This is a genomic window from Streptomyces sp. NPDC001068 (assembly GCF_042897315.1).
Classification (GTDB): Bacteria; Actinomycetota; Actinomycetes; order Streptomycetales; family Streptomycetaceae; genus Streptomyces.
In genome coordinates this window covers 24,149-48,622 of the sequence record NZ_JBIAYD010000015.1, presented here as the reverse complement: position 1 = coordinate 48,622, position 24,474 = coordinate 24,149, and the positions used below count along the sequence as shown (strand labels likewise).

The window sequence follows — 24,474 nt, the reverse complement described above, 5'->3', positions numbered from 1 at the left end:
CCCCGACGGCTGTTCCCTGCACGGCACCGTGCGCCACCCTCTTCACCCAGCTCACCGAGGCCAAGGCGCTGCATCGGCTCGGCGATCCCGAGTGGTTGGGCGCGGCAGTCGCACGGCTTTCGGGCCACACGTCCTGGAACGGCCCCAAGGCCCAGGCGACTGGTGGAGACGACCGTCCAGAGCCTCGGCACCTGACCGCCTGACGCGTCGGCCGGCTGACTGGACGACCTGGTGGGTCACATCGATCCTCCGTGTCGAACTGCGTGCCGCTTTCCGTTCGGTCGTGCGCACCGTGGACCCGGTTGCCGCCGTGGACGTCACCCGATTCGACGATCCGCTTTCCCAGGAGGACATTTCACGAGAAGGTGGGATCTCCCCCCATCGAGAGGATCTCCCTCATGCGCCTGACGCGCACCGCGGCCCTGACCACCGCCAACGCGCTCGCCCTGCTCGTCCCAGCCGCCAGCGCGCACGGCGCCGCCGTCGCCTGTGGTGGCTCCGTCTCCACCCGGGGCATCGCCGCGAGAGGCTGCATCAGCGCCGACAAGGGCAAGGAAGGGCGCGTCTACACCCGCGACATCAAGGCCCACGTCGTCCTGACCAACACCAGCCCCCGCGCCGCCTATGTCGACTACGAAGCCTTCTTCCGCGTCGTCTCCGGCGGCCACTGGGTCAAAATCGGCAACGGGCGCACTCTCGTCCCCCGCCGTACCACCACGGGCCCCACCGAGATCGGCGGCACTACCCGCGTCTGCTTCGTCGTCAACGCCAAGGTCGAGATCCGCGTCCACGTCAAACCCGCCCGAGGCGCCTGGAGCAACTGGACCGGCGCCGCGACCTCCCAGTGCCAGACCTGACCGAAAGACGCCCTGCGCACGCCGCCCTCCCCGAGAAACCCTGACAGAAGGTCTTGCGGGGGGCGACGTGCTCCGACTCCGCTACCCACCCTCTGAGTGGGATGCAGCGCGTCGCAAAGGGTGCCCGTCGGAGGGGAGGTGCTATCCGTACGCGGCAATCTCGGCAGGTGAACGCCCCCATGACGACCGTCCGTGACGCCACGCCAGCGGACGCCGATGACGTCTACCGTCTGCTGAGCGCGTTCGTGACGAGCTACCGGCCCGACCGAGCCGTGTTCGACGCCGTCACGTTCCCCCGGGTCATCGAGGCCGCCTCGGCGGGCGGCGCCGAGTTCCTGGTCGCCGAGCAGGACTCGTGCGCGGTCGGGTACCTGCTCGCGGTGCGCATGCCCACTCTCTTCGCCGGCGGAACGGTCCTCGAACTTCTCGAACTCACGGTGGACGAGCCAGTGCGTGGCCGCGGTACGGGTTCCGCGCTGGTCCGGGCCGCGCAGGCGAAGGCCCGGGAGGCGAAGGACGTCGAGGTGACCGTGCCGACCCGCAGAGCGGCCGACTTCTACCGCGCTCTGGGGTTCAAGGAGACCGCCGTTCATCTCACATGGCGACCTGTTCCTCGCCCGCCGCGACGAGGCCCTGGACCTGATGCAGGCTGAGAGGCGGTTGCCGGAGCAGCCGTGGGCCGGGCCGGCCGGTCGGTCCGCCGGCAGCGTTCCCGTCCGCGCGGCGGTTCCTCGTGGCGGGCGAGTACGGTGGCACGCCTACACGGCGCGCTGCGATGCCGTCCGCTGCGATGCGGAGAGCCAGGCGCGGTAGCGGCGCAGGGCCCGCCGCTGCATTCGCCGCTCGGCGAGGAGGGCTACCGCCGGGTGGGTGCGGGGGGTGGGACGGCTGCCGCGGGCGATGCGGCGCATCTGCCGGCGGACCTGGGCCATGCCGGCCGCCGAGGCGAGGGCCTTGTCCGACCAGGTGACCGGCCGCAGCCGGTGGTCGGCCTCGCGGCCCTCACGCCAGCGCTCGGGCAGGTCGGGGGTGACGGCGAGGGCCGTACCCATTCCGACGACCGCCACCCCGCTGTCCAGGACCCTGTCGGCGGTGTGCCGCTGGGTGATGCCACCGGTGAGCATGAGCGGCAGCGGGCTGGTGTCGACCAGGTCCTTCGCGAGGTCGAGGAAGTACGCCTCACGGGCGTGGGTGCGGGCGTCGGCGGGGCGGCCGGACATCGCGGGGCTCTCGTAGCTGCCGCCGGAGAGTTCGACGAGGTCGACGCCGAGCGGCGCGAGCATGCCGATCACCTGGCGGGCGTCGTCGGCGTCGAAGCCGCCGCGTTGGAAGTCGGCGGAGTTGAGTTTCACCGCGACCGCGAACGACCCAGACACCGCGGCGCGCACCGTACGGACGACGTCCAGCAGCATCCGGGCCCGGTTGTCCAGCGAACCTCCCCACTCGTCCGTGCGCTTGTTCACCAGTGGGGACAGGAACTGCGACAGCAGGTAGCCGTGCGCGGCGTGGATCTCGACGCCGTCGAAGCCCGCCTGTTCGGCGCGCCGGGCGGTGACGGCGTACCGGGTGACGGTGGTCTGGATCTGTTCCGGCGTCATGGCGACGGGCTTGCCGAAGCGGCCGCTGTGCCTTCCCAGGTCGACGGCGACCGCGGACGGTCCCCAGACGACGCCCGGCATGTCGGATCCGATCTGCCGGCCGGGGTGGTTGATCTGCATCCAGACGGCTCCGCCGCCGGACTTGGCGGCCCTGGCCCACTCGGCGAAGGGCTCCAGTGGCGCGGCGGCGTCGAGGACCACGCCGGCGGGGCCGGTCAGCGCCTCGGCGTGCACCATGACGTTGCCGGTGATCAGCAGCCCGGTGCCACCGGCGGCCCAGCGCCGGTACAGCTCGAACAGTTCCTTGTCCGGAAGCTGGCCGGTGCCGGCCATGTTCTCCTCCATGGCCGCCTTGGCGATCCGGTTGGTCAGCACCTGCCCGGAGCGCAGGGACAACGACGAGAACAACTCGCTGGTCATCCGGGTTCCTCTCTCGATCTCGACCGCTTAAAATGTGTGCAGCGTTCACATTAAGAGGACGATGTAAGCGATGTAAACTTGAGGGAGTGTGGCGAATGTCGCAAGCGGGCGGCACGTATCACCACGGCGATCTGCGCGCCGCCTGTCTGCGTGCCGCGCGGGAACTGCTGGAGGAGGACGGCAGCGCCGGTCTGTCCCTGCGGGCGGTCGCGCGCCGGGCCGGCGTTTCGGCGACGGCCCCTTATCGGCACTACGCGGACCGCGAGGCGCTGGTCTCCGCGGTCGCCGCGGAGGGTTACCGAGAACTCGCCGAGTACCTGCTCGCCGCGCACCCGTCACCCACCACGCCCGACGAACTCGCCGCGGTCGCGGTCGCCTACGTCCGTTTCGCACTCGACCGCCCGGCCCTGTTCCGGGTGATGTTCGCCGAACCCTGCGACCCGAACAGCGAGGAACGGGTCGCCGCGACCGCGGCGATCTCCGACTACGTCCGCGGCATCGTCCGTGGCGCCTTCCCCGGTGCGGACGCCGACGCGCTGTCGGTCACCGTGTGGGCCCTGGTCCACGGCCTGGCTTTCCTGCACCTCGACGGGAAGCTCGACACCACCACTCCCGAACTGGTCGCCGACCAGGTGCGCACCGCCGTCCACGCCCTGTTCACCGCCCCCGCGGCCATGTGACGGACGCCGGCCCGGAGTTCGCGCCGAAGGCGGTCGCGCCCGGCCACGGCACCCACGCCTGCGCCCTCCCGCACCATGGCGCGGCTCAAGACCTGCCAGGTCCAGGTGCAGGAGCAGTGGTGCGCGGCACTAATCGCCGCGAGCGGCGTCGAGTTCGGCTGCCAGCACGGCCATCCCGTGCAAGTGCGTGAAGTACGTGCTCGCGTACTCGTCGTCACCAATGAGCGGAAGGATTTCTTCAAGGACCGCGGTGCGTGCGTGCAGCACTTCTCCGCGCCGGTCGTCCAAGGGGCCGTCCATGGCCGAGGAGACACAGCCGGCGAGCATCGTGTCCATCATCACCATGCACGCGCCCGCGGGCTCTCGCTGATAGAAGCCCGGAGGAAAGCGCAAGGTCATGAATTCGTCCCACAGTCGCGCCAACTGGTCCGGTTTCGCTTCCGCCATGCCTGCGATCATGCCGTACGACCAGACATCGAGGGAACGCGTTTCCTTGCAGGTGCCGACGCCCGTGAACGGACTTGACCAGCGGATTCACGTGAGGTGAACATACGTCCAACAGACCGCAGGACTTACCGAACGTCACGGAAACCCCCTCGCGGCCCTGACACTGGTCTTCTGCCCTATGGGGGAATTGTGCAGTTCTGGTCGCACGGCACGCTGCCACGGAGAATGACCCGCGCCGCGTGCGTGGGTGTGCTGCTCGCCGGAGGAAGTGCCGCCTGCGCCGCGACCGACGGGAAGGACTCCACGGCTCCTTCCCCGGACAGCTCCGCGCGCCGGGCCGCGGTCGACTCGACCGCGGCTGCAGGAACCGACGCCATAGCCGGAGAGCAGCCCGAAGCGGTCGTGGCGAAGGCAGCCAGAAGCACCGGGAACTTCACCTCGCTCCGCTACCGGATCGCCGGGACCGTACCGTCGATGGGGCATGTCAAGGGCGAGGTCTCCATGACCACGAAGCCCTGGGCCATGAACATGAAGGTGACGGCCGAGGCCGGCACGGCCTGGCACGGCCCGATGGAGTTCCGGTTCGTCAAGGACACGATCTACGCAGGCGGAAGCGCACTGCGCGCCCGCCGGGCCGACCACAAGGGCTGGATCAGTGCCGCCCCGGCCGTCTGGGGACATGGCAGTTCGCAGAACCAGGCGTTCGGGCTGCTGCCGAACGTACTGGAGGAGAACCCGATCGAGCAGCCCTCGCTGCTTACCGGGTCCAAGGACCTCAAGATGGTCGGGACCGAGACGGTTGCCGGCGTCGGCACTGTCCACTACTCGGGAACCGTCGCGAAGGACGACGTGACCGGTGACCGGCTGGACCAGCTCATCGGGCTGGAGATCACCGAACCGCTCACCATGGACCTGTGGGTCGACGGCACCGGCCACACCAAGCAGTTCCGCCTCAGGGGCACGCACGACGAGAAGTTCTTCCCCGAGACCGGGGACGGTCCGCTGGACCTGAACGTCACCTTCCTCGACTTCAACAAGCGGCTCACCATCAAGGCCCCCGCCTCGGCCGACACGGTGTCCCTCGGAGACGCGCGCGAAGGCTGACAAGTCATCCCTGCCCGGTTCGGCCTCGGGGACGATGGGGCCATGGATCCCCTGCTGCACCAACTACCGCCCGCTTTCTGGACTGTTCCGTACGTGGGCTCCCGGTTTCCGGGGTCTCCGGAGGTCGCAGACCGTCCAGGCCTGGCGGAGGGGGCGAACTGCCAACTGTTCGCCTACGAGGTGCTGCGGCACTTCGACCTGGCTCCACCTGATGTGCGTTCCGGTGAACTCTGGGCCGATACGCGGGCCACGGCTCGCGTATCGGTTGCGCGCCCACTTGACCTGCTGTTGTTCAACGCCACCGACGATGCTTACGGCGCCCACGTAGGAGTCTCGGTGAAGGAGGGGCGAGTACTGCATCTGTGTGCGGAAATAGGGCGCCCGGTGGTCTGGGAGATGACAGAGTTCGCGAAGCGGGAGCGTTATCGCGTCCTGATCGGCATCAAGCGCGTGCTCGACAGCGCGCAGGGCCGCCGTCCGGTGCACGTCAGGCAGCCGCGTCGGCTGACGTGACGAAGTCGGCGACCTTGCGAGTCAGGACTTCCGGCTCTTCGATGTGGCCGAAATGGCCGCTGTCCTCGAGCACAAGAAGGGTGGACCGAGGGATCCGTTCGTGGATCTCGCCGGCCCAGCGCGGACCGCAGATGAAGTCATGGCGACCCACGATCACCAGGGTGGGCGTGGTGATCGACTCCAGGGCGCTGCGGTCGTCGATGGCCGTGGGGGCCATGCAGTCGTCGAGTCCGGAGATGTAGGAACCGCTGATCGACTCAAGCACGGAGGCATACGCGTCCTGGTGGCCCCAGTAGTCGGCGAAGTAGACCGGGAACAGGCGGCGGGCGGCCATGGTGAAGGCCGCGTCGTCGGCGATCGCCGGGACCGACTGCCAGGCGTCCAGGACGTCCTGCAGCCCGGGGTCGCCCGCGTGGTCGGCCGCGAACCGGTCGAGATTGCGGACGGCCTCGGCGAAGTGCTCGGGTCCGGTCACGGGAGCGCTCTCGTAGAGGACGAGTCCAGCCAGCCTCTCCGAGTGCTCACGGGCGTAGTGCTGCGCGACGAAGGCACCGTGGGAGTGGCCGAGAAGACTGACCCTCCCGGCGTCGAGCGCGACGATCAGCGCGTCGAGTGCCTGCGCGTAGACGTCCCGTGTGTAGCCGTGCGGGTGGCCGGCCAGGCGCCCAGATCCTCCGGTGCCGACGGGTTCCACGTACACCAGCGTCAAGAACTCCTCCAGGGCCGGCATCCGCAGGTACTCCCAGGAGAAGCCGGGCCCGCCGGGGTGCACCATGCACACCGGACCGGAGCCGTGCACGTGGTAGCGCTGGCGGATACCGCCGAGCTCGTCGAAAGTGAGGTCGTGGGTGCCTGGGGCCAAGGGGTTGTCGCTACTGTGGTCCATCAGGTGCTCCTGTCGATGCCCGGAGGGGCGGCCGCGATCGGTGCAGTCGGTCCCCGCCGCCCGCAGCCCCGCGGGTGCGGGGCACGGACACAGGACGCGTGGGCGGCGCGGAAGTTCGACAGATCGAATATGACCCGCATCACACAACTACTCAGGACGCTCCGGCGCGGATCTCCCCGGCCAACGCGGCGGCCGGCCGGACCAGCCGGTGCGTCCACGGGTCCCACCCGGGTCGCCCCATGTCAAGGCGCCCGGGCGGGACGGCGTTCCCCGCCGTGCCGGGGTCAGCTCTTGGGCATCAGGACGGTGTCGATGATGTACACGTTGGCATTGGCGGTCCTCACGTTGCCGCACACGACCTTGGCGGAGCCGTTGACGGTGTAGGACTCACCTGAACCAGCGGTCATGACCTTCGACTTCTCCAACGTGTCGAAGGATCCGTTCTCCAGGTCCTTCGGGGCCAGCTTCTTGCCTACGACGTGGTAGGTGAGGATCTTCGTCAGCTCGGCCTTGTCGGCGAGGACCTTGTCCAGGGTGGCCTTCGGGATCTTGGCGAAGGCGTCGTTGGTCGGCGCGAACACCGTGATGTCCTGCGCGTTGTTGAGGGTGTCGACCAGACCTGCCTTCTTCACCGCCGTCACGAGCGTGGAGAGCGCCGGGTTGTTGGAGGCGGCGGTGGCGACCGGGTCCTGGGCCATGCCGTCGAAGGAGCCGGCACCGGTCTTCGGCACCGACGAGCAGGCCGTGCCGAACGGCTGCTCCATGCCGCTCGCGTTGCTGCCGGAACCGCTCATGTCGTCACTGCCCTTGGTGGCCGAGGCCGACGTCTTGCCGGCGGAGCCGGACTTGCCGGAGTCGCTGCCGCCCGAGCAGGCGGTCAGGGCGAGCGGCAGGACGGCGGCGGCGACGAGCAGGCCGGTGCTACGGCGGATACGGGTGTTCATCATGTTCTCCTGTGGAAGGGCGCAGCACCTTGCGGCTGCGCTCTGGGGGTTGAGGAAAGGTGGCTTCGGCAACGGGCTCGGGGCCCGTGGGGCAGCGAGTCAGGGGGCCCGTGCGGCAGGGGGTCAGTCGACGGTCACGACGACGGAGTGCCAGCCGCCGGCGCCGTCGGGGATCGTCCCGGTCCGCCTGCTGGTCTGGACGGTGCCGGTGCGGTCGGTGGCCCGTACGGTGAGGGTGTGACCGCCGGAGGCTGCCTGCCAGGGAAGGGACCACTGCCGCCAGGTGTCCGGGGTGTCCTCGGCGGCCAGGTGCGCTTCCTGCCAGGGGCCGTCGTCGACGCGGACCTCTACCCTGTCGATGCCCCGGTGCTGAGCCCAGGCGACCCCGGCGACCATCACCGTGCCTGCCCTGGGCCGGGCGAAGGGCTTGGGGGTGTCGATCCGCGACTGGGTCTTGACCGGGGCCCTGCGCGCCCAGCCGCGCTTGACCCAGTAGGGGTCGTACGCGTCGAAGGTGGTGAGCTCGATGTCCTCGATCCACTTGCAGGCCGAGACGAACCCGTACAGGCCCGGTACCACCATCCGTACCGGGAAGCCGTGTTCGAAGGGCAGCGGTTCGCCGTTCATGCCGACGGCGAGCAGCGCGTCGCGGCCGTCCATGACGTCCTCGACCGGACTGCCGAGGGTCATGCCGTCCACCGAACGGGCCACCAGCTGGTCCGCCGGCCCTCCCCTCGACGGGGGCCTCACCCCGCACTCCGTCAGCAGGTCCGCCAGTCGCACGCCCGTCCAGCGGGCGTTGCCCACATAGGGACCGCCGACCTCGTTGGAGACACAGGTCAGGGTGATGTCCCGCTCGATCAGCTCCCTACGGAGCAGGTCGTCGAAGGAGTAGTCAGCCGGACGACGTACGCCCTTGCCATGGACGCGCAGCCGCCAGGCGGTGGCGTCGACCTTCGGCACCACGAGCGCGGTGTCCACCCGGTAGAAGCTGCTGTTCGGCGTGGTGAAGGGGCTGATTCCGGGGACGCGCGGTGCGGACCTGCGGGGCACCGGCCGCGCCGGCGACCCGGCCGGCGGCAGGACCACCCTGTCGCGTGAAGCGACCGCGTCCCGGCCCTGCGAGGCGTTCAGCGTCCGGCCGATCGCGCCGACCACGGCGGACGCGGCCGCCGCGGAGGCTGCCGCGAGGACGAAGCCCCGCCGGTCCCAGCTCTCGGACACGGGCGGACCGGCCGCGGCCTCCCCGCACTCGGCGGCCTCCCCGCGCTCGGCAGCCCGCTCAGACGCCGCCGGCCGCCTCGCAGCGGTCAGACGGCCTGTCAGGGCGTACAGGAGCAGGGCCCCGGCAAGGGCTCCTACGACGGAGGGCAGTGTGTCGATGAGCCCGGTGGAGTCCGGCCGGCCGGCCGCGGCCGCCGCTCCGACCGCCCCCATGAGCAGAACCCCGACAGCTCCGGTACGCCGCCACCGCACCGCCAGCGCGCCCAGTGCCAGGGCGAGCACGGTCAGCACCGCGAGGATGCCTAGCTGCAGCACGAGTTTGTCGTCGGTGCCGAAGTGCCGGATCGCCCAGTCCTTGACCGCCGCGGGCGTCGCGTCGATGGATGCGCCGCCCACCGCGACGATCGGACCGGACTGCGGACGCACACCGGCCGCGACCAGTTCGGCCACCGCCAGCGCTGCGAAACCGGCCAGCACCCCACTCAGGGCACCCAGCGCCAGGCGCAGCCGACCGGGCCGTACTCGCTGGTCCTTCTCTTCGTCCCTCACGCGGGGAATCCGGTTCTGCACCCCGGCCCGGATTGGTCCCCAACCTGATCAGGTGAAAAGGGAATTCACACCAATCCGTCCCTCAATCCGCAACGGATTACGCGGTTGCCCGTCGATCCAAGGTTCGCGCCGGCGACCCGGGCCCGTCCACGCCTGACGCGGCGCCGAGCCCTAGGCTCTCCAGCCTTTCGCCGAGGACGGCGACACACATGCATCGAGTATCTTTTCGACGTGTCCATACCTCCGGCGCCGCAGCCGCCGCACCAGACGCCGCCCTCGCCCTGGAGCGCCCCGTCTCCCGCCCCGCCGCGCAGGAGCCGGATCGGGCTCATCGCCGCAATCGCCGGCGGGGTCGTCCTCCTGATCGTCGCGCTCGCGGCGACAATGGTGCTGGTGGGCATGGGGGTCGAGAACAGCTTTCCTCCGGCCGACTCCTCCCTGACCGTGCGACCGGAACTGGTCGACGGCCGCTTCACACTGAACAGGGACGACTCCTCGACTCTGGGCCTGACTATGCAGAACAGCTGGCGGCGCAGCTGGGACGCCGAGGACATCCACGGCATCGCCGCCACCTACAAACCGGAAGACGGCGAACGGGGCTCTCTCGTCGTGACCGGTATGTACGGGCGGTTCAAGAACACCGACAGGATGCGCGCCCACGTGCTGGCGGACAACGCCTCCAAGAACACCCAGGTGACAGTCCTCGTAAAGCCGCAGGACGACACACCGGCCGGCTCCCCCGTCCACGTCAGCTGCGACATCGTGACGCGGAAGTGGGCCGACGGAAACACCCTCAGCTACCCCGTCTGTGCCTGGGCGGACGGCAACTCCTGGGCCCGCGTCGCCGACATGACCCGCTCCGGATCGGTGAACCTCGACCTGAAGGCCACCGCCAAAATCACTCTCGAGGTCCGCACCGAGATGAGGACACCCATCAAGTGACGGTCCCACCGGCCGAGACCAGGCGCTCGAAAGCGGGCGCCTCCATGGTCTCCGCGGTCCTGTCCCAGCGGTCGTCGCCGACTGCCCTGGCCGACAACCGGGTTGAGTCGGTCCCGCAACCGGCGCGGGCAGTCGTGCACGGCCTACGGCACCTTGAACCCTGCACGCACAGGACCCGTCATCCGCAGCTGCGCGAGGCACATCGCCCGGTGGCCGCTCGCGGGGGTTAACCCCACCGCGCGGACTGGCGACAGCGACACCGCGAACAGTCGGGCCAGCGGGATTCTGTGATCAAGCACGTCCCCGAATGATCGGACAGGTCACAACGTACTCACGTCGCCGAAGGAACATTCATGTCCCGCACGCCCCGCACGCGCCGGTCCGCGTACCGTGCTCTGGCCTCTCTCGCCGTGCTGGCTCTTACCGCCGGCGCCGCCACGGCCTGCAGCGACAACGGCCACGCCGCCAAGCACCCGGCCACATCGTCCGCATCACCAGGCAGCGGCAAGTCAAGTGAAGCCGAGCTGCACATGATCGACAACGGCGGTCACCGTCTGGCCTTCTACGTCACGCGGGGCAGCGGCTCCACGATCGTGCTGGACTCGGGCGGCGGCGAGTACTCCTCACAGTGGAAGAACATCGTCCCCGGACTTCGCGCGGCCACGGGGGCCACCGTCATCACCTACGACCGGTCGGGTCTCGGCAGGAGCGACGTGGTACCTGGCCGGTGGAAGGTCGAGAGCGCCGTCAGCGACCTCGCCGCGGGACTCAAGCAATTGGGTGTCACCAAGGACGTGACCCTGGTCTCCCACTCCCAGGCCGGCGAGATCGCGACCTACTTCGCGAAGGGCAACCCGGAGATGCTCTCCGGTGCGGTCCTGGTCGACGCCAACCTCCCTCAGTTCTTCACGGACGAGGAGATCCCGCGTCTTGTGGCCGCGACCAAGCCGGAAGTCGACGCGGCGAGGAAGGACCCGGAGAAGCCGGAGAACCGTCAACTCCTCGCCACCGCTGACGGATTCGCCACGGCGCACCGTGCTTTCCACAAGCTCAGCTGGCCGAACTCGGTACCGGCAGCGGTCATGGTGTCGGAGAAGACCCCGTTCGCCGGGTCTCCGGAGGACGCCCAACACTGGCGGGACGCCGCCGCCGCTTTTGTTCAGGAGGCGCCCAACCGGACGCTCGTCACGGCCGAGGGCACCTCCCACGAGGTGCCGACACAGCGCCCCGATCTCGTACTCAAGGCGATCGAGGACATGTTCGACACGCAGCACTGAGTCCGGGAGCGTGCCGGCACTCGACGGCAGCAGGCTGACGCCTCGATGGAATCGTGGACGCGGCCCCCTGCGGATCGCTCCGCAGGAGGCCGCTGCGGGTGCGTCTACCGGCTGGTCACAGCACTGTCACCGGGCGGGTGTCGGGATGGTCGCTGTTGCCCTGGTAGACCGCGTCGCCGCTGTAGACGGCGGTGATGGTGTGCGTGCCTCTGGTCCGGAAGGCGGTGACGAGGCCCGCGGTGGCGCAGTGTCCGACGGCGGGCAGCAGGCGGCGGGTGCCGAGGGTGGTGTGGGTGGTGGTGTCGGTGAACGTCACCGTGCCGGTGGGCCTGGTCGTGGAGCCGGCGCCGGGGCAGACCCTTTCGCCGAGCACGACCGGCAGACGGATCAGGGTGCGGTGCGGGAGCGCGGTCAGGTTGGTGGTCACCGGCCTGCCCGGGGTGTAGGTGATGGTCAGCTGTGCCGGCCCCGACGCGGGTCCGGAGGTACCGCCCGCCGGGACGAGGTTCGACCCGCCACCGCCGCCACCGGGGCCTCTGGTGCCGTCACCGGAGATGCTGTTGCAGCCGCCTCCTCCGCCGCCGCCGAACCAGCCACCCCCACCCCCGCCGCCACCGACGGTGCCGCCGGCCCGGCCTCCGGCACCGGGCTGGCCCGTGGCGCCGGCGGTACCGCTGCTGTCGGGGCAGAGGGCTCCCCCGACGCCGCCCTGCGTCTGGGTGCCTCCACCACCGCCCTTGCCGCCGTCAGGCCGCTCACCGCCGGGCTGCCCGGTGTCTCCGGCGGCTCCGCCGGTCGCCTCGGGGACGGGGATCGAAGCGACTCCGGCGCCTCCCCCGCCTCCGCCCCCGCCCACGATGAGGCGGGGGTCGGTGCCGGGGACGCCGGTCAGAACACAGCCGGCGTCCACCGAACGGCACGTGCGAAGGTCGCTCGAACCACCGCCGGCGCCGCCTGGAATGAACGGGATCGGGCCGTTGCTGATGCCGCCGCCGGTACCGACGTTGACGTAGAGGGTGCTGCCGGGCGTGACGCCGAGGGTGCCGCTGACGGCGGCGCCGCTGCCGCCCACTCCGCCGCTGGGTCCGTTCTGCCCTGCGTCACCCGTGGCCGTGACAGACAGCTGGGTGATACCCGAGGGGACGGTGAAGGGCTGGTCGGCGCCGGCGGTGAAGGTGAGGGTGACGGGCGCTGCCGCGGCGGGCGTCGCTGTGGGCAGCACCATGACCGCCGCCGGCAGCACGGCGGCGGCGAGAAGGGCGCCGCGGCGGGTCGCGCGCACCGGCCGCCCGCCGACGGTTGCGCCGGCGTCCTGTCCGGACGTCGCAGGCGTCGGGATCAATCTCATGAAGGGGGCTCCTCGGCAGGGGCGCGGCACCGCGGCACGCCACGGGCTTCGGTCGATGTGCGACCCCGCGTTCGGGAGGCCGCTCTGTGATCTAGCCACATCCCCTGGCCCACGCGCCTCGAACACACCGTCCCACCGCGCGGCGATCAACCGACCAGCGCACACCGCGATTCCGAACCCGAGCCCACATCCGCCGCCTTTCTCGGTCCTTCGGTCCTCCGGTAAGGCTCACCCGGCACCCCGCATCTCCGAGTAGGGAAGCCCGGTGGCTCTCGCCTGCGGGGCTCACCAATGCGATGGGTGTGCCGAGTTGACGGGCCGACAGCAACCGATTCCGTATCGGGACCGTGGCCGACGACCGATCTTGTGTGCGACTGATCGCAACAGCCGCCGGAGTTCGGACTCGTGAGGCAGCGCGATCGCGTGGAAACGCCTGCGACCGCACATGGCTGTGGCCCGCCCCGGGAGAACCGGGACGAGCCACAGTCGGGTGAAGCGGCGCGGAGGGCGCCATGGGCACATCACGTTCCGGACGTCCTCCGCACGCGGAGCCTACGCCGCTCCCGGTATCCGGGCCGACAGGTGCGGAGCGGCACGCCGTCGCACCGGAGCATTCGTGTACCGAGTGGCTCGGGCCTCAGCTGTGGAGGGCAGGGGCCGAGCTCGCGGGGCGGCTCCGACGACCGGTGGCGATGACGGTCCGTGCCGGACCCGGGCCGGTCGTCTTCCCGATGCCGGTGGTGGCGTCGATCGTCTGGTCCAGATAGTCGCGGGCCACCTGCAGGGCCTGCGCGATCTCCCGTGTCCCGGTGGACACGCACAAGGTGTAGGCGAGGTCTTCCAGGCGCCGGCCCGGAACGCTGTCGTCCACGAGGGCGTCGACCGCGAGCAGCGTCTCGTACTCCGTGAGGAGTCCGCGGAGCGTCGCGGGGTGAGGCATGAGCATCGGAGAGTCTCCAGGGGTGCGAGGTGGCGAGGTGCGGGGGGTGGGCAGCTGGTCGAGGGCCTGGGTCACTGACGGAGGGCCTCGGCCCGGACCATGGCGCAGCTGCGGGTGATGAGGCGCGAGACGTGCATCTGGGAGATGCCGAGGTGTTCGGCTATCCGGCTCTGCGTCATGTCCTCGAAGAAGCGCATGTAGAGGATGTCCCGCTCCCTTTCGGGCAGCCGCCTCAGGCCTTCCTTGACGGCCTCCCGGTCCACGACGGTGTCGAAGGAACCGTCCACGTCCCCAAAGGTGTCGGCGAGGCTGTACCCGTCCTCGCCCATGGACAGTTCGGCGTCCAGGGAGAGGGTGCTGAAGCTGTCCAGGGCCTCCAGACCGGCCTTGACCTCGTCCTCGGACAGCCCCGTGTGGGCGGCGAGGGCAGCCGTCGTGGGTTCCGCGCTGCCCGGTTGCAGGGTGAGTTCACGACGGGCCACCCTCACCCGGTTGCGCAGTTCCTGCACGGAGCGGGGCACCCGCAGGACCCACATCCGGTCCCTGAAGTGCCGCTTGATCTCACCGGTAACGGTGGGCACCGCGTAGCTCTCGAAGGCGCCGCGGGAGGGTTCGAAACGGTCGACGGCCTTGACCAGCCCGAGGGCGGCCACCTGCCGCAGATCCTCGATGTTCTCGCCGCGGTCACGGAAGCGGCCGGCGATGCGGTGCGCCATGGGCAGCCACGCGGCCACCAACTCCTCGCGCAATGCGTTTCGTTCGGGGCCGTCCTGGAGGGCGGCGAGCCGGGTGAAGAGGGACGCGGTGTCGGGAGCGTCATCGTGGGGGTGCCGGGACGCGGTACGGGCGAGGTGGTTGGGCGTGCGGGGCAGGCTGGAGGCGACGTTGCTGGGCACAGGTGCTCCTGGACGGATGCTCAGAAGACTTCGGAATGCGGATTCCGTTGCCCTCTGATGGCGTGGTCAGGGGTGCCGCAACGAGGAAGGCCGGCACCGGAGCGCCGACAGGTCGGGGGATCCCCGCTGGGCAGGCGCCTCCGGTCCGAAGCACTGACCCCCGCCTGCCCCCGACCACGCACCGCAAACCGCGGTGGAACACGCGCCGCGTCGAGCCGCTTCGACCTGCCGCTGTCGCCGGGAAGCAGCGTCGCGGCGAGAGGACGGTGACGAGAGGTCAGGCCGCGCCGACCGGGACGCGCCGAGACGTCGTCACTGCGCTCGGGCAGCCGTCGCGGTGGTGGGGGTGGTTCAGGCGTGTCGGCTCAGTGATCACCGAGCGTGTCGGCCGTGGTTGCGGCGGGGGGTGCGGATGTCGTCCCGGCGGGGCGGGCGGAGTCGTGGTGGTCCAGGAGTGCCAGCAGGTCGGCGACGGTCGCCGGGGCATCGGCGGGGTGCCGCAGGAACGTGCCGGGAGAGATCCGGTAGACGTTGGAGCGGCCTTCCCGGACATGGGTGAGGTAGCCGCCCCCCTCCAGGTCCGTGATGATCTTCTGCACCGCTCGTTCCGTGAGCCGGCAGCGGACAGCGATGTCGCGGACACGGGTCGTGTTGTCGGCGGCGATCGCGGCCAGCACCCGGGCGTGGTTGGTCAGGAAGGTCCAGCCTGCGTGTGGCTCTTGCGCTCGGTCCATGCACTCCACACTACGTGGCCTGTTTCACGTCTCCAAAGAGGCGAATTTTTATTCGTGTATTGGTTGACGTGAAGGGCAGGTGGGGTGAATCTGAGAGTAGCGAGAAGACGGTATGCGCGGGAGCTGAACATGTCCCAGTACGAGTCACCTTCCCCCGACGGGCATGGCTGCCCCAGGTGCGGCAGTCCGTCCCCGCACCCGCCGGCCCAGGTGTCCCTGCAGGTGGACGCCGCCGGGGAACGGCTTGTCGTGACGGTCGCCGGCGAAATCGACCTCGACAGCGCCCCGACGCTGGCCCAGGCACTGAGCGAAGCCCTGGACGACTCCCCCGGCGGCCTGGAACTGGACCTCGGGGGCGTCGACTTCTGCGACTGTTCCGGCCTCAACGTCCTCCTGCGTGTGCGCCACCAGGCCCACACGAGAGGGAAAAGCGTCGTCCTGCACGCCACCAGCCCGGCCGTGGAGAGGCTGCTGTCTCTGACCAGCACCCTTCCGCTCTTCCGCACAGGCCCGGCAGACCCCGGTCAGCGGTCCGCCTCCCCCGAGAACCCGACGACCGGGAACCCCACACGTGGGCAGGGGCCGGCCACGGCACGCGACGACGCGACCGGGCACCCGCAGACACCTCCGAACCCTTCGCCACGGAACATCGCGGGGCCCGGGCGCGCCCTCGCCACCGAGAACGCCCAACTGCACCGGGCGATGGAGACCCGCACGAACATCGACATAGCCCGCGGCATGCTCATGGCATCGTTCAAGCTCACCACGAACCAGTCGTGGCAGGTCCTCGTGACGGCATCCCAGCACACCAACACGAAACTGCATCTGATCGCCGACGCAGTGGTAGGGACCTCCGAGGGCCGGACCCTGCCCGGTCCGCTCGCCGGCCACCTCGCCGCAGCAGTGCAGACACACAGCGCCTCGACGGGGTGACCCTGCTGCCACCCCACGGACGGCACCCGCCGACGCACGCGATGTGAGCCAGAGCCCGACACGGCATCCCTACGCGGGATCCTCCCGGAACGCCTCGGCGATGATCGCGTACTGGGCCGCGGTCTCCAGGGGGCGGTCACCGCCGGTCGCCGCGTCCGCCGCCTCCGCCCGGGCCAGATACGCCCGCGACCGACGGAGACAGTACAAGCGGATCCCCTCGTCGGACGCCGCCTCGAAGTCGAAGTCGTCGACGGGCGGCTGGGTGAACTCGGCACGATGCCAGGGACGCTTCTCACTCATGCCGCCATCCTGCCCACACCCGGCAGGGTGAAGCCCTGCAGGGACGGGGGCGCACGGCAGGGCTCGGGGTCGGTGTGACACCGTGCGGCTCGTTGGCGGACGCGCCGACCCCGCGGGAACGGCCACCATCGTTCCGTCGCCCAATGAGTCGTCGTACCTGCTCACCCGCCGAGTGGAGGCCGAGCGGAGCGGTCAAGGGCGCAGCAGGGTACCGGCGGCCTCCTCCAGGAGCGCCACGGCGAGGAGTTCGCCGTCCACGGGTCCGAAGCGGTCCAGGGCCCGGCGGTGGATGCGCGCCACCGTGTCGGCCAACTCGTGCGGGGTGCCGAGGTGTTCGGCCTCCTCGTTGACGACCTCGAGCTGGTCGTGGATGCGGTCGAGTCCGTAGGAGCGAAGGTAGTCCCCGGCGAACAGGGCCGGCAGGTCCCGGCGGATGAAGTCGCTGCCTGCCGCGCTGTCGGCCAGCGTGCCGTGCAGGGCGGTGAGGTCGATGCCCGCCCGCTGACCGAGCAGCAGGGCCTCGGCGGTTGCCGTGGCCTGTCCGAACCAGAGGAGATTGATGAGGAGCTTCGTGGTGTAGCCGGCTCCCGGGCCGCCCATGTGCCGGATGCGGTCCGCCGTCGTCACCGCCTCCAACAGCGGCCTGCACCGGTCGAGGACGTCAGCGGGACCGCCCACGAACAGCCGCAGACGCCCGTGTTCGGCGTCGTCCGGGCTGCCGCCCATGGGCGCTTCGAGCACATCGACGCCGTGTGCCGCCGCTCGTTGCCGCAAGTCCCGTGCCGCCGCCGGGGCATTGCTCGTCATGTCGATCCACACCGCCCCGGGCGCCAGGGCCGCGAAGACGGCATCCGGCAGAGCGGCCGCCACCTCGTCGGGTCCCGGAACCACGGTCACCAGGACATCCGCTCCGGCAGCGGCGGTCACCACGGAGGGAGACCACTGCGCACCCAACGCACGTACCGCCGGCTCCCGTTCGGGGCACAGGTCGCAAACGGTCACCGTGTGTCCGGCCGAGACCAGGCGTCCACACAGAGGTGTCCCCATCCGGCCGGCGCCGACGAGGGCTACGCGCGAGGTCAAAGAGTCACCGCCTTCCCGGTCGTAGCGTCTGCGGCTTGCCGGCGTCCCGCCGTCCCGCCGTCCCGCCTCAAAGGCCTTCGCCGGTTGTTCCCTTGGAGACGCGAGGGGGCGCTCCGATCATCCTATGAGTTCGCACTTCCTCTTGAGCCGCGGCGGCCGGACGAGGTCGCAGGTCGACGAGCCGACGGCGTCGTGAAGCCGCGAACTCCGAGCCGTGCGGGGCAGTCGCGCAGTACCTGCAGCGCTCCGGGATACGCTGCTGCGCTCCACCACGACGGGGAGGTCTCCTCAGTGATTCCCGCACGGATACTCGTCGGTCCCCTGCTGGCTCTCGTGACCCTTGCGGTGTCCGGCTGCTCTTCCCTCCTGGGCTGCACCGACACCACCGCCGACCGCGGCAGGGCCGGTGTCAGGGTGCGGATCGAGGACAACTCCGGCCGGCTCACCGGCGCCACCGCCAAGATCGTCGACTGGCGCCTTGAGCCTTACCCGCAGAAGCCCGCCGCGGGAGACCAGGTCCACTTCCACTTCCGCTTCGACGGGGCCGAAGAGTTCAACGGCCCCGAACTGGACGCCTGCGCGGTCGACACGAAGCGCGTGGTTCTGGGGTGCCAGACGGTCTATTCGTTCCAGTCGTTCGGACCAGCCGGGGACCGTACGAGCGACGAGTGGATCTACGCCGGGAATCCCGCGCAGGTCGCCGAAGTACTGCTGATCCCCAACAACCAGTCCTACGACCCGCGGACCTGCGACCAGGACGGCAAGGACGGCGGCGGAGACCACCCTCCGAAACGGCCCGTCAAGGGGGACCGACTGTGAGCGGCACAGCAGTTGGTGTGCCGCTCGGTCGTTACCGTCCCATCCGTGCGGAGCCGGTCCCGACTCCTGGTGCCGGCTTCGGGGTGCCACACCCCGACCGGGCCGCTTCCGGGCCGGAGGCGGTGCGGACCGTCGTACGTGGCCTACCGCGTCTGCTGCCGAGGTCGTCCAGGAGCTGTCCCGGCGTCATGCCGGAATGAAGCCAGGCCACCAGGGTGGGACGTTGCCCGGGCAGAACGGGGCGGGGTAGGAGTCCGGCATCCCCAGCCATGTGACCAGGAACCAGGTGAACCACAGGGTGAAGACGAGCCCTGCCATCAGGGACGTCCTGCGATGACGTCTTGCCAGGGTGCTGTGCAGGACCACCCACGGGACGGCAGCGGCGATCCATATGAGCGGCGCGAGAAACAGCAGGGTCATGCCGTTGGCTCCAACTCTGCCGCCGATGTCACAAGCAGCCCATGCCCTGCCGATCGCAGTAGTGGTCACCACTGCGGTCAGCCCGCCGATGACTGCGCCAAGGCCAACTCCGCTGGACCAGCGTCTCGGCGGACTCGACCGCTCTGCTCCCACGATCGTCTCCCCCGTCTCGCCTCGGACACGGAGAGTACCAACGCCAGGCAGCCCGTTTGAGCCCTGGCCTGCCCTGACCCGGTCGGCCGTGGTCAGTGGACGGCCGGGTGTTCGCACGATCTCCGTGTGCCGGTCCGAGGCCGTCCTCGGCGGGGGTCAGGCGCGGGACACGCGCGTGAAGATCTGGGTGGCCGCGCTGAGCAGGGCGAGGATGCCGCCGAAGGCGAAGCCGGTCGAGACGCCGTAGCCGTCGACGATCAGGCCGCCGACGAGTGATCCCGCGGCGAGCGAGATCTGCAGCACGCTGACCAGGAGCGCGAGGCCGCTCTCGGGAGCGTCGGGGCTCGCCTGCAGGATCCACGTCTGCAGTGCCAGGGGGACGGCGCCGAAGGCCGCGCCCCAGAGGACGACGAGCACGATCACCGCGGGTGCGGCGCCGGTCAGGGTGTTGAGCAGGATGACCGAGGCGGCGACCAGGACGGCCGCGATGCTGTAGACCGTGCGCAGGCTGCGGCCGATGATCGCGCCGGCGGCGAAGTTGCCGGCCAGTCCTGCCACGCCGTATCCGAGGAGGGTCAGTGTCACCGCGGACGATCCGAAGTGTGCCCGGTCTTCGAGGTAGGGGGTGATGTAGGTGTAGGCGGCGAAGTGGCCGAGGAAGATCAGGGCGGTGGCCAGCAGGGCGAGGCGGGCACCGCGGTTGCGCAGGGACGAGGTGAGTGTGGCCATGCGTATGGCGCCGGTGGGCGGCAGCGAGGGCAGGCGCCATGCGAGAGCCGCGAGGGCGAGCAGGGCGGCGCCGGCGGCGATGAAGAACGCGGTCCGCCATCCGGCGAGGTGTCCGATGAGTGCGCCCAGCGGCAGGCTGACCACGGTGCCGGCGGAGATGCCGGCGGTGATCAGCGCGGTGGCGCGGTGGACTGCCTGGGCGGGCACCAGCCGGGCGGCGACGCCGGCACCCATCGCCCAGAATCCGCCGACGGCGACGCCGAGCAGGATGCGGGCCACTGCCATGACCGGCATGTCGGGGGCCAGTGCCGCCACGACGTTGGAGGCGGTGAAGGACACCGCGAGCGCGATCAGGACCCTGCGCCGGTCGAGCTTTCCCGAGGCGATGGTGAGCAGTGGGGCCGTGACGGCGGCCGTCAGGCCGGGCACGACGACGACCAGGCCCACGGTGCCGACCGAGACGTGGAGGCTGGATCCGATGACGGGCAGGAGGCCGATCGGCAGGAACTCCGAGAGCACCAGCACGAAGGACATCAGGGCGACCGAGGCGACGGCCGGCCAGTTGCCCTGCGGCGAGGGCGTCGGGTGCCCTGCTGCTCGTAGCGGTTCCGGCCGGCCGATGACCGATGCCGTGCTGGAGTGGTCACTCATGCTTCTTCGCTCCTGGAAGGATCGGGGCCGTGGGTGGCCCGTGCCGCGTTGTTTCGCGGCGGTGCTGTGCCGCGACCGTGGGGACGTGAGCGGCGGCGGTCACAGCGGCGTGACCATGGGAACGAGGCGCGCGTCCGGGCCGGTGGGTCGCCGGGCGGGTGACGCGTGCCACAGTCGTGCGGGTGACCCGCCGCGCGGTTCGGGCAGCGGCTGCCCGGCACGACAGGGTGACGCGGCGGCGCATCCTGCCTTCCCGCGGACGGGGGACGCTTTCGGCCCCCGCCTGCGGAACGACGGAAGGGAGGAAGGAAGAAGGAAGAAGAAAGGTCGGAGGGCGGACCCTCAGATCTGATTCAGTCCACCGTCGACGTAGAGCTCGGAGCCGGTGACGAAGCTGCTCTGGTCGGATGCGAGGAAGAGAGCCGCCGCGGCTGCTTCGGCGGGGTCGCCCATGCGGCCGAGGGGAACCTGCTGCGCGAAGAAGGCGTGGAGCGACTTGGCCTCTTCCTCGTTGGGCGCGAGGCCGGTGATTCCCGGCGTCTTGATGGGACCGGGCACCAGGGTGTTGACGCGGATTCCGCGGCCGCGCAGCTCGTTGGCCCAGGTGCGGGAGAAGGAGCGGACGGCGGCCTTCGACGCGGCGTAGACGCCGAACGCCTCTCCGCCGGTGGTGGCGGCGGTGGAACCGGTCAGGATCACCGAGGCGCCGTCGTTGAGGAGCGGCAGCGCCTTCTGCACGGTGAAGAGCGTCCCGCGGACGTTGATGTTGAACGTGTCGTCGAAGTGCTGCTCCGTGACCTCCTCCAGGGTTGCGAATTCGCCGCCGCCCGCGTTCGCGAAGAGCACGTCGATACGGCGGCCCTGCTCGGCGACGACGGAGAAGAGCCGGTCGAGGTCGGCGGGGCTGGCTATGTCCCCGCGGACGGCGGTGACGCCGTGGCCGATCTCGGCGGCGGCCGCGTCGAGCGCGTCCTGGCGTCGGCCGGTGATGATCACGTGGGCGCCTTCGGCCGCGAACCGCCGCGCCGTGGCCAGCCCGATACCGCTGTTCGCCCCCGTGACCACGGCCACCTTGCCTGCGAGTACTTCCGTCATGACGCGCCACTCCTCAGTAGTTCTTGACTGCTTCGTCCATAACGCTAACCGTTATGGACGACGGGGTCAAGAAAGCGTATGCTTAGCCTCATGGCACGACCTCGGAAATTCGATGAGCAGCAGGTCCTGGCGACCGCACGGGAGCAGTTCTGGGCGGGCGGGTACGCCGCCACGCGCATGGACGACATCGCCGCGGCGACGGGCCTCGGCAAAGGCAGCCTGTACGGCGCGTTCGGCGGCAAGCAGGACCTCTTCCACCGCGTGTTCGACGACTACTGCAACTCGGTCGTCGACGCCACGGCCCAGCAGCTGCGCGGCGACGACGAGAACGCGTACGCGCGGCTGTCCGCCCACGTCCACGCGGTGGCCGCGGCCACCGCCGCGGACACCGCCCAGCGCGGATGCCTGCTGGCCAAGGGCACCGCCGAGCTGGCCGAACACGACAAGACCGTGGCCGGGCGTGCGCACACGGCGATCGAGGCGCTGCACACCCTGCTGGAGGACGACATCACCGCCTGCCAGCGCAACGGCGACCTCGACGCGAACGCGGATCCCGGAAAGCTGGCCGCGCTGGTACTCGCCGTACTGCGTGGCATCGAAGCACTGGGCAAGGCCGGAACCGACGAGGAGACGCTGACGGACATCGCCCGCACCGCCCTCGCCGTCCTGCCACGCCCCACGAACTGACGAACCCGTCGAGCCTTCTCGCCAGGGCTACGAGGAGGCCTTGGCCGTTGCTGTCGTCACCACTTCTGACTCAACCGCCGAGCCGCACCTGTGAGTCCTCGCGCGACGGTGGCCTGATGACACATGTCAGACCTCGGGCCTAAGGTGTGCCGGTGATCTTCAGAAAGAAGCAGAAGGCCGCGGATCTGGCCGCCGTCATATCTGAGCTCGAGCAGGCAGTGGCCGCTCGGGACGGTGGCCGTACCGAGCGTGCGTTCCATGCGACGATGAGTGCTCTGCAGTCGGCGACGGGCGCTGAATGCGTACCGGTGGGGCCCCGGTTGGCCGCGCTCCTGCCCGCCTTCCCGCCCACGGGGCCGCGTCCGCTGCTCGCGACGATGGCCGGCTTCTGCGTGGAACGCGGTGCCGATCCGGCAGCCTGTGCCGAGCCGGTTCTCGACGGCACTCACCGGGACCTGCTCGACGCCCTGGAGTTCGCCCGCCGCTGGGCCGCCGCCGGCGGTGCGGAGGACGAACTGCCCGAGGCCGACGAGAAGATCATCGACGACGCGCTGCTGGCCCGGCTGGGCGGTGAGGCGCACGAGGCGACGCGGCTGGCGCTGGCCTGGTGCTCGGTCGAGCAGTGGCAACCCCCCGCGCTGGCCGTGCTGTGCCGCAGCTCCGAGGTGCGCCGGCGCTACGCGTCCGCGCTCCTCCCCGCCTGCCGCGACCTGGCGGCCCTGGAGCGGCACGACCTCAAGTGCCTGGCCTACGCGCTGGCGATCCTGGAGGACGAGCCCCTGGTGGTGTTGCACCGGCCCAGCCGGACCGGGTTCGAGGTGCGCATCGGCGGCATCGGAGACAACTTCCAGTTGCACACGCTTCTTGCCCATGTGCTCGTCGGCGGCGGCCATGTGCCCGGCACCGCACCGTCGGCGGAGAGCGTCCGTCTGGCCACCAGCCCCGAGCCAGCCCAGGGCCGTACCGGTGCCGTCGCGACCGGGGCCTTCGAACTTCTCGCCCCGGACGGGGAGCGGATCTGGAACGAGGGGCTGCCCGACGACATCCCTGTCGTGGAGGGACGTCGCCTACTCGTGCTGGACGAACCGGCGTACGCGCGCAGTTGGAACGCCGACCGGTTCTTCCCGTTGCTCCCCGGGACGGCCGAGCTGACTCGGGTGCTGTCCGTGGACGAGGTCCAGACCTGGTTCACCCGCACCTGCTGGACGCCCTGACCCGGTTTCCTCGCGCCACGGCTCCGCTCGGCCGCGGGGCGGCGATGACGGTCGCCGCGGCATCTCGCCGGAGTCAGGTGCTGAGGTCGAACACGCCCCAGGTGGTGAACGGCTCGGCCTGGACGTAGATCCTGCTTCCTCTGCCGACGACCCGCCGACGGCCGGGGGCAGAGTCTTCGGGCAGGGAGAGCAGGCCGACGCCCGTGGACTCGACCGATGTCCCGTTGATCTCTCCGTGGACGAGTCGGTCCCGGTCCGTGCGGTAGCCGCCGTAGAAGGCGACCCGATCTCCGTGGACAGCCACCGCTTGGGCGCCCCGTACACGGTTCGCCCACACCCGCACGGGCCGACGGGTGCGGTCCGGGCGTATCTCGACGAGCGGGAAGTCGGTGTAGGGGCACGCCCAGGCGACGGTGCCCGACACGTTCAGGGCGTAGCAGTCGAAGAGACCGGGGATGCCGGCGTCGTCCGATGTCCAGACGAGTCGGCCCGAGGCGCTCCAGCACCGGATTCCGATCGGGTTCTCGTCGAAGTGTCCGACCCAGATTCGGCCTTCCTCATCCACGAGGAGGTGCTCGATGGCGTCGCCGACGGAGAAGGAAGTGATCTCGCGGCCGAGCGCGTCGAAGACCTGAACCTGGCTCGCGTCCTCGTACCGGTGGACGCGGGACGCGGCGACGACGAACCCGCCGTCAGGCAGGCGGTCCAGGCACGGCCAACGGGTCCGCACGGCGCTCAGCTCGGTGAGTTCGACGTTGCCGTCCGGATCGACGGAGACGACCAGTGCGTCGACCGGCAGGGCATCGCCGCCGGGCTGCGGAGCACGTTCGGCCAGCAGCCAGTGAGCGGTGCCGAAAACGTCGACGGTACTGGTCAGGACGTGGCGGGCGCGGTGCCCTCGGGGCAGGTGGGCGTGAGGAACGAGGACGCTCTTCTGCACGGGCGAGCTCTCCTGAGTGGGCGGTCGGTCGCGGCCATCGGGTACTGGAGACCGGCAGTCGGCGGCGCGCGAGCGGTGGAGAGCCGAGCGA

At 70.3% G+C, this 24,474-nt stretch carries 25 protein-coding genes and 1 pseudogene; 11 read left to right on the top strand and 15 right to left on the bottom strand.

The features are described from left to right. Positions 1–398: 398 nt before the first annotated feature. The gene (locus ACFY3I_RS36080) at positions 399–857 is read left to right on the top strand and encodes a hypothetical protein (RefSeq protein WP_390865213.1); all 459 of its coding nucleotides are present in this window, start codon (positions 399–401) and stop codon (positions 855–857) included. Positions 858–1,036: 179 nt separating this feature from the next. Further along, on the top strand, positions 1,037–1,510 hold the full coding sequence (locus ACFY3I_RS36075) for a GNAT family N-acetyltransferase (RefSeq protein ID WP_390865212.1): 474 nt from the start codon (positions 1,037–1,039) through the stop codon (positions 1,508–1,510). A gap of 105 nt (positions 1,511–1,615) precedes the next feature. Here the strand turns inward: ACFY3I_RS36075 and ACFY3I_RS36070 are convergent, their stop codons facing one another. Next, on the bottom strand, positions 1,616–2,875 hold the full coding sequence (locus ACFY3I_RS36070) for an NADH:flavin oxidoreductase/NADH oxidase family protein (RefSeq protein ID WP_390865211.1): 1,260 nt from the start codon (positions 2,873–2,875) through the stop codon (positions 1,616–1,618). 95 nt (positions 2,876–2,970) lie between these two features. On the opposite strand from ACFY3I_RS36070, the gene ACFY3I_RS36065 reads away from it, so the two are divergent. Next, positions 2,971–3,555, top strand: coding sequence for a TetR/AcrR family transcriptional regulator (locus ACFY3I_RS36065; protein ID WP_390865210.1), 585 nt, complete (start codon positions 2,971–2,973; stop codon positions 3,553–3,555). Positions 3,556–3,684: 129 nt separating this feature from the next. Here the strand turns inward: ACFY3I_RS36065 and ACFY3I_RS36060 are convergent, their stop codons facing one another. Continuing rightward, positions 3,685–4,002: a hypothetical protein gene (locus ACFY3I_RS36060; RefSeq protein WP_390865209.1), complete on the bottom strand. Its 318-nt coding sequence runs from the start codon at positions 4,000–4,002 to the stop codon at positions 3,685–3,687. A gap of 225 nt (positions 4,003–4,227) precedes the next feature. On the opposite strand from ACFY3I_RS36060, the gene ACFY3I_RS36055 reads away from it, so the two are divergent. Both ACFY3I_RS36055 and ACFY3I_RS36050 read left to right on the top strand, forming a co-directional pair. After that, entirely contained in the window at positions 4,228–5,106 is an 879-nt protein-coding gene (locus ACFY3I_RS36055) for an LppX_LprAFG lipoprotein (protein ID WP_390865208.1), read from the top strand. Between the two features lie 42 nt (positions 5,107–5,148). Beyond that, positions 5,149–5,619: a hydrolase gene (locus ACFY3I_RS36050; RefSeq protein WP_390865207.1), complete on the top strand. Its 471-nt coding sequence runs from the start codon at positions 5,149–5,151 to the stop codon at positions 5,617–5,619. Here the strand turns inward: ACFY3I_RS36050 and ACFY3I_RS36045 are convergent. The 3 genes from ACFY3I_RS36045 to ACFY3I_RS36035 form a co-directional block, all read right to left on the bottom strand. Continuing rightward, positions 5,594–6,505 (bottom strand): alpha/beta fold hydrolase, encoded by a 912-nt coding sequence (locus ACFY3I_RS36045; protein ID WP_390865206.1) that lies wholly within the window; start codon positions 6,503–6,505, stop codon positions 5,594–5,596. The two genes, ACFY3I_RS36050 and ACFY3I_RS36045, sit on opposite strands and share 26 nt — an antisense overlap. Positions 6,506–6,789: 284 nt before the next feature. After that, a complete protein-coding gene (locus tag ACFY3I_RS36040) occupies positions 6,790–7,449 on the bottom strand; it encodes a fasciclin domain-containing protein (protein ID WP_390865205.1) in 660 nt (219 codons plus the stop codon). A gap of 123 nt (positions 7,450–7,572) precedes the next feature. Beyond that, positions 7,573–9,222 carry a molybdopterin-dependent oxidoreductase gene (locus ACFY3I_RS36035; RefSeq protein WP_390865204.1) on the bottom strand — a complete coding sequence of 550 codons (1,650 nt, stop codon included), beginning with the start codon at positions 9,220–9,222 and terminating at the stop codon, positions 7,573–7,575. 231 nt (positions 9,223–9,453) lie between these two features. Here ACFY3I_RS36035 and ACFY3I_RS36030 point away from each other — a divergent pair, with 231 nt between their 5' ends. Together ACFY3I_RS36030 and ACFY3I_RS36025 are read left to right on the top strand one after the other, a co-directional pair. Beyond that, the gene (locus ACFY3I_RS36030; RefSeq protein ID WP_390865203.1) at positions 9,454–10,164 is read left to right on the top strand and encodes a hypothetical protein; all 711 of its coding nucleotides are present in this window, start codon (positions 9,454–9,456) and stop codon (positions 10,162–10,164) included. Positions 10,165–10,517: 353 nt separating this feature from the next. Next, positions 10,518–11,441 (top strand): alpha/beta fold hydrolase, encoded by a 924-nt coding sequence (locus tag ACFY3I_RS36025; RefSeq protein ID WP_390865202.1) that lies wholly within the window; start codon positions 10,518–10,520, stop codon positions 11,439–11,441. A gap of 115 nt (positions 11,442–11,556) precedes the next feature. Here the strand turns inward: ACFY3I_RS36025 and ACFY3I_RS36020 are convergent, their stop codons facing one another. The 4 genes from ACFY3I_RS36020 to ACFY3I_RS36005 all read right to left on the bottom strand — a co-directional run bounded on the left by ACFY3I_RS36020 (position 11,557) and on the right by ACFY3I_RS36005 (position 15,359). Further along, positions 11,557–12,789 carry an Ig-like domain repeat protein gene (locus ACFY3I_RS36020; protein WP_390865201.1) on the bottom strand — a complete coding sequence of 411 codons (1,233 nt, stop codon included), beginning with the start codon at positions 12,787–12,789 and terminating at the stop codon, positions 11,557–11,559. 637 nt (positions 12,790–13,426) lie between these two features. Beyond that, on the bottom strand, positions 13,427–13,735 hold the full coding sequence (locus ACFY3I_RS36015) for a DUF5133 domain-containing protein (RefSeq protein WP_390865200.1): 309 nt from the start codon (positions 13,733–13,735) through the stop codon (positions 13,427–13,429). 65 nt (positions 13,736–13,800) lie between these two features. After that, positions 13,801–14,601, bottom strand: a complete 801-nt coding sequence (locus tag ACFY3I_RS36010; protein WP_390865326.1) for a SigB/SigF/SigG family RNA polymerase sigma factor — start codon at positions 14,599–14,601, stop codon at positions 13,801–13,803. A 389-nt stretch (positions 14,602–14,990) separates the two neighbouring features. Continuing rightward, the gene (locus tag ACFY3I_RS36005; RefSeq protein ID WP_390865199.1) at positions 14,991–15,359 is read right to left on the bottom strand and encodes a helix-turn-helix transcriptional regulator; all 369 of its coding nucleotides are present in this window, start codon (positions 15,357–15,359) and stop codon (positions 14,991–14,993) included. 129 nt (positions 15,360–15,488) lie between these two features. On the opposite strand from ACFY3I_RS36005, the gene ACFY3I_RS36000 reads away from it, so the two are divergent. Next, the gene (locus ACFY3I_RS36000; protein WP_390865198.1) at positions 15,489–16,292 is read left to right on the top strand and encodes an anti-sigma factor antagonist; all 804 of its coding nucleotides are present in this window, start codon (positions 15,489–15,491) and stop codon (positions 16,290–16,292) included. A 69-nt stretch (positions 16,293–16,361) separates the two neighbouring features. Here the strand turns inward: ACFY3I_RS36000 and ACFY3I_RS35995 are convergent, their stop codons facing one another. Both ACFY3I_RS35995 and ACFY3I_RS35990 read right to left on the bottom strand, forming a co-directional pair. Then, a complete protein-coding gene (locus ACFY3I_RS35995; protein ID WP_390865197.1) occupies positions 16,362–16,592 on the bottom strand; it encodes a hypothetical protein in 231 nt (76 codons plus the stop codon). 192 nt (positions 16,593–16,784) lie between these two features. Continuing rightward, positions 16,785–17,681: pseudogene (locus ACFY3I_RS35990) on the bottom strand (NAD(P)-dependent oxidoreductase); the annotation flags it as partial. Positions 17,682–17,966: 285 nt separating this feature from the next. On the opposite strand from ACFY3I_RS35990, the gene ACFY3I_RS35985 reads away from it, so the two are divergent. After that, on the top strand, positions 17,967–18,494 hold the full coding sequence (locus ACFY3I_RS35985; RefSeq protein ID WP_390865196.1) for a hypothetical protein: 528 nt from the start codon (positions 17,967–17,969) through the stop codon (positions 18,492–18,494). A gap of 186 nt (positions 18,495–18,680) precedes the next feature. Here ACFY3I_RS35985 and ACFY3I_RS35980 read toward each other — a convergent pair whose 3' ends face one another. From ACFY3I_RS35980 to ACFY3I_RS35970, 3 genes are all read right to left on the bottom strand, one after another. Next, complete coding sequence (locus ACFY3I_RS35980) at positions 18,681–18,914, bottom strand: hypothetical protein (RefSeq protein WP_390865195.1); 234 nt, start codon at positions 18,912–18,914, stop codon at positions 18,681–18,683. Between the two features lie 309 nt (positions 18,915–19,223). Next, positions 19,224–20,447 carry an MFS transporter gene (locus ACFY3I_RS35975; RefSeq protein WP_390865194.1) on the bottom strand — a complete coding sequence of 408 codons (1,224 nt, stop codon included), beginning with the start codon at positions 20,445–20,447 and terminating at the stop codon, positions 19,224–19,226. 342 nt (positions 20,448–20,789) lie between these two features. After that, complete coding sequence (locus tag ACFY3I_RS35970; protein ID WP_390865193.1) at positions 20,790–21,542, bottom strand: SDR family oxidoreductase; 753 nt, start codon at positions 21,540–21,542, stop codon at positions 20,790–20,792. 90 nt (positions 21,543–21,632) lie between these two features. Between ACFY3I_RS35970 and ACFY3I_RS35965 the strand changes: the two genes are divergently transcribed. Then, positions 21,633–22,229: a TetR/AcrR family transcriptional regulator gene (locus ACFY3I_RS35965; protein WP_390865192.1), complete on the top strand. Its 597-nt coding sequence runs from the start codon at positions 21,633–21,635 to the stop codon at positions 22,227–22,229. Between the two features lie 266 nt (positions 22,230–22,495). After that, the gene (locus tag ACFY3I_RS35960) at positions 22,496–23,443 is read left to right on the top strand and encodes a hypothetical protein (RefSeq protein ID WP_390865191.1); all 948 of its coding nucleotides are present in this window, start codon (positions 22,496–22,498) and stop codon (positions 23,441–23,443) included. Positions 23,444–23,516: 73 nt separating this feature from the next. Here ACFY3I_RS35960 and ACFY3I_RS35955 read toward each other — a convergent pair whose 3' ends face one another. Beyond that, complete coding sequence (locus ACFY3I_RS35955; protein WP_390865190.1) at positions 23,517–24,383, bottom strand: hypothetical protein; 867 nt, start codon at positions 24,381–24,383, stop codon at positions 23,517–23,519. Positions 24,384–24,474: the final 91 nt, after the last annotated feature.

Excerpts from the sequence above, each read along its gene's own strand:
- ACFY3I_RS36005 (WP_390865199.1), bottom strand. The coding sequence starts at position 15,359 with ATGGACCGAGCGCAAGAGCCACACGCAGGCTGGACCTTCCTGACCAAC.
- ACFY3I_RS35960 (WP_390865191.1), top strand. The coding sequence starts at position 22,496 with ATGAGTGCTCTGCAGTCGGCGACGGGCGCTGAATGCGTACCGGTGGGG.
- ACFY3I_RS36050 (WP_390865207.1), top strand. The coding sequence starts at position 5,149 with ATGGATCCCCTGCTGCACCAACTACCGCCCGCTTTCTGGACTGTTCCG.
- ACFY3I_RS36020 (WP_390865201.1), bottom strand. The coding sequence starts at position 12,789 with ATGAGATTGATCCCGACGCCTGCGACGTCCGGACAGGACGCCGGCGCA.
- ACFY3I_RS36055 (WP_390865208.1), top strand. The coding sequence starts at position 4,228 with ATGACCCGCGCCGCGTGCGTGGGTGTGCTGCTCGCCGGAGGAAGTGCC.
- ACFY3I_RS35980 (WP_390865195.1), bottom strand. The coding sequence starts at position 18,914 with ATGACCCTGCTGTTTCTCGCGCCGCTCATATGGATCGCCGCTGCCGTC.
- ACFY3I_RS36040 (WP_390865205.1), bottom strand. The coding sequence starts at position 7,449 with ATGAACACCCGTATCCGCCGTAGCACCGGCCTGCTCGTCGCCGCCGCC.
- ACFY3I_RS36025 (WP_390865202.1), top strand. The coding sequence starts at position 10,518 with ATGTCCCGCACGCCCCGCACGCGCCGGTCCGCGTACCGTGCTCTGGCC.
- ACFY3I_RS36075 (WP_390865212.1), top strand. The coding sequence starts at position 1,037 with ATGACGACCGTCCGTGACGCCACGCCAGCGGACGCCGATGACGTCTAC.
- ACFY3I_RS36015 (WP_390865200.1), bottom strand. The coding sequence starts at position 13,735 with ATGCTCATGCCTCACCCCGCGACGCTCCGCGGACTCCTCACGGAGTAC.
- ACFY3I_RS35995 (WP_390865197.1), bottom strand. The coding sequence starts at position 16,592 with ATGAGTGAGAAGCGTCCCTGGCATCGTGCCGAGTTCACCCAGCCGCCC.
- ACFY3I_RS36065 (WP_390865210.1), top strand. The coding sequence starts at position 2,971 with ATGTCGCAAGCGGGCGGCACGTATCACCACGGCGATCTGCGCGCCGCC.
- ACFY3I_RS36060 (WP_390865209.1), bottom strand. The coding sequence starts at position 4,002 with ATGGCGGAAGCGAAACCGGACCAGTTGGCGCGACTGTGGGACGAATTC.
- ACFY3I_RS36045 (WP_390865206.1), bottom strand. The coding sequence starts at position 6,505 with ATGGACCACAGTAGCGACAACCCCTTGGCCCCAGGCACCCACGACCTC.
- ACFY3I_RS36000 (WP_390865198.1), top strand. The coding sequence starts at position 15,489 with ATGTCCCAGTACGAGTCACCTTCCCCCGACGGGCATGGCTGCCCCAGG.
- ACFY3I_RS35970 (WP_390865193.1), bottom strand. The coding sequence starts at position 21,542 with ATGACGGAAGTACTCGCAGGCAAGGTGGCCGTGGTCACGGGGGCGAAC.
- ACFY3I_RS36080 (WP_390865213.1), top strand. The coding sequence starts at position 399 with ATGCGCCTGACGCGCACCGCGGCCCTGACCACCGCCAACGCGCTCGCC.
- ACFY3I_RS35975 (WP_390865194.1), bottom strand. The coding sequence starts at position 20,447 with ATGAGTGACCACTCCAGCACGGCATCGGTCATCGGCCGGCCGGAACCG.
- ACFY3I_RS36070 (WP_390865211.1), bottom strand. The coding sequence starts at position 2,875 with ATGACCAGCGAGTTGTTCTCGTCGTTGTCCCTGCGCTCCGGGCAGGTG.
- ACFY3I_RS35965 (WP_390865192.1), top strand. The coding sequence starts at position 21,633 with ATGGCACGACCTCGGAAATTCGATGAGCAGCAGGTCCTGGCGACCGCA.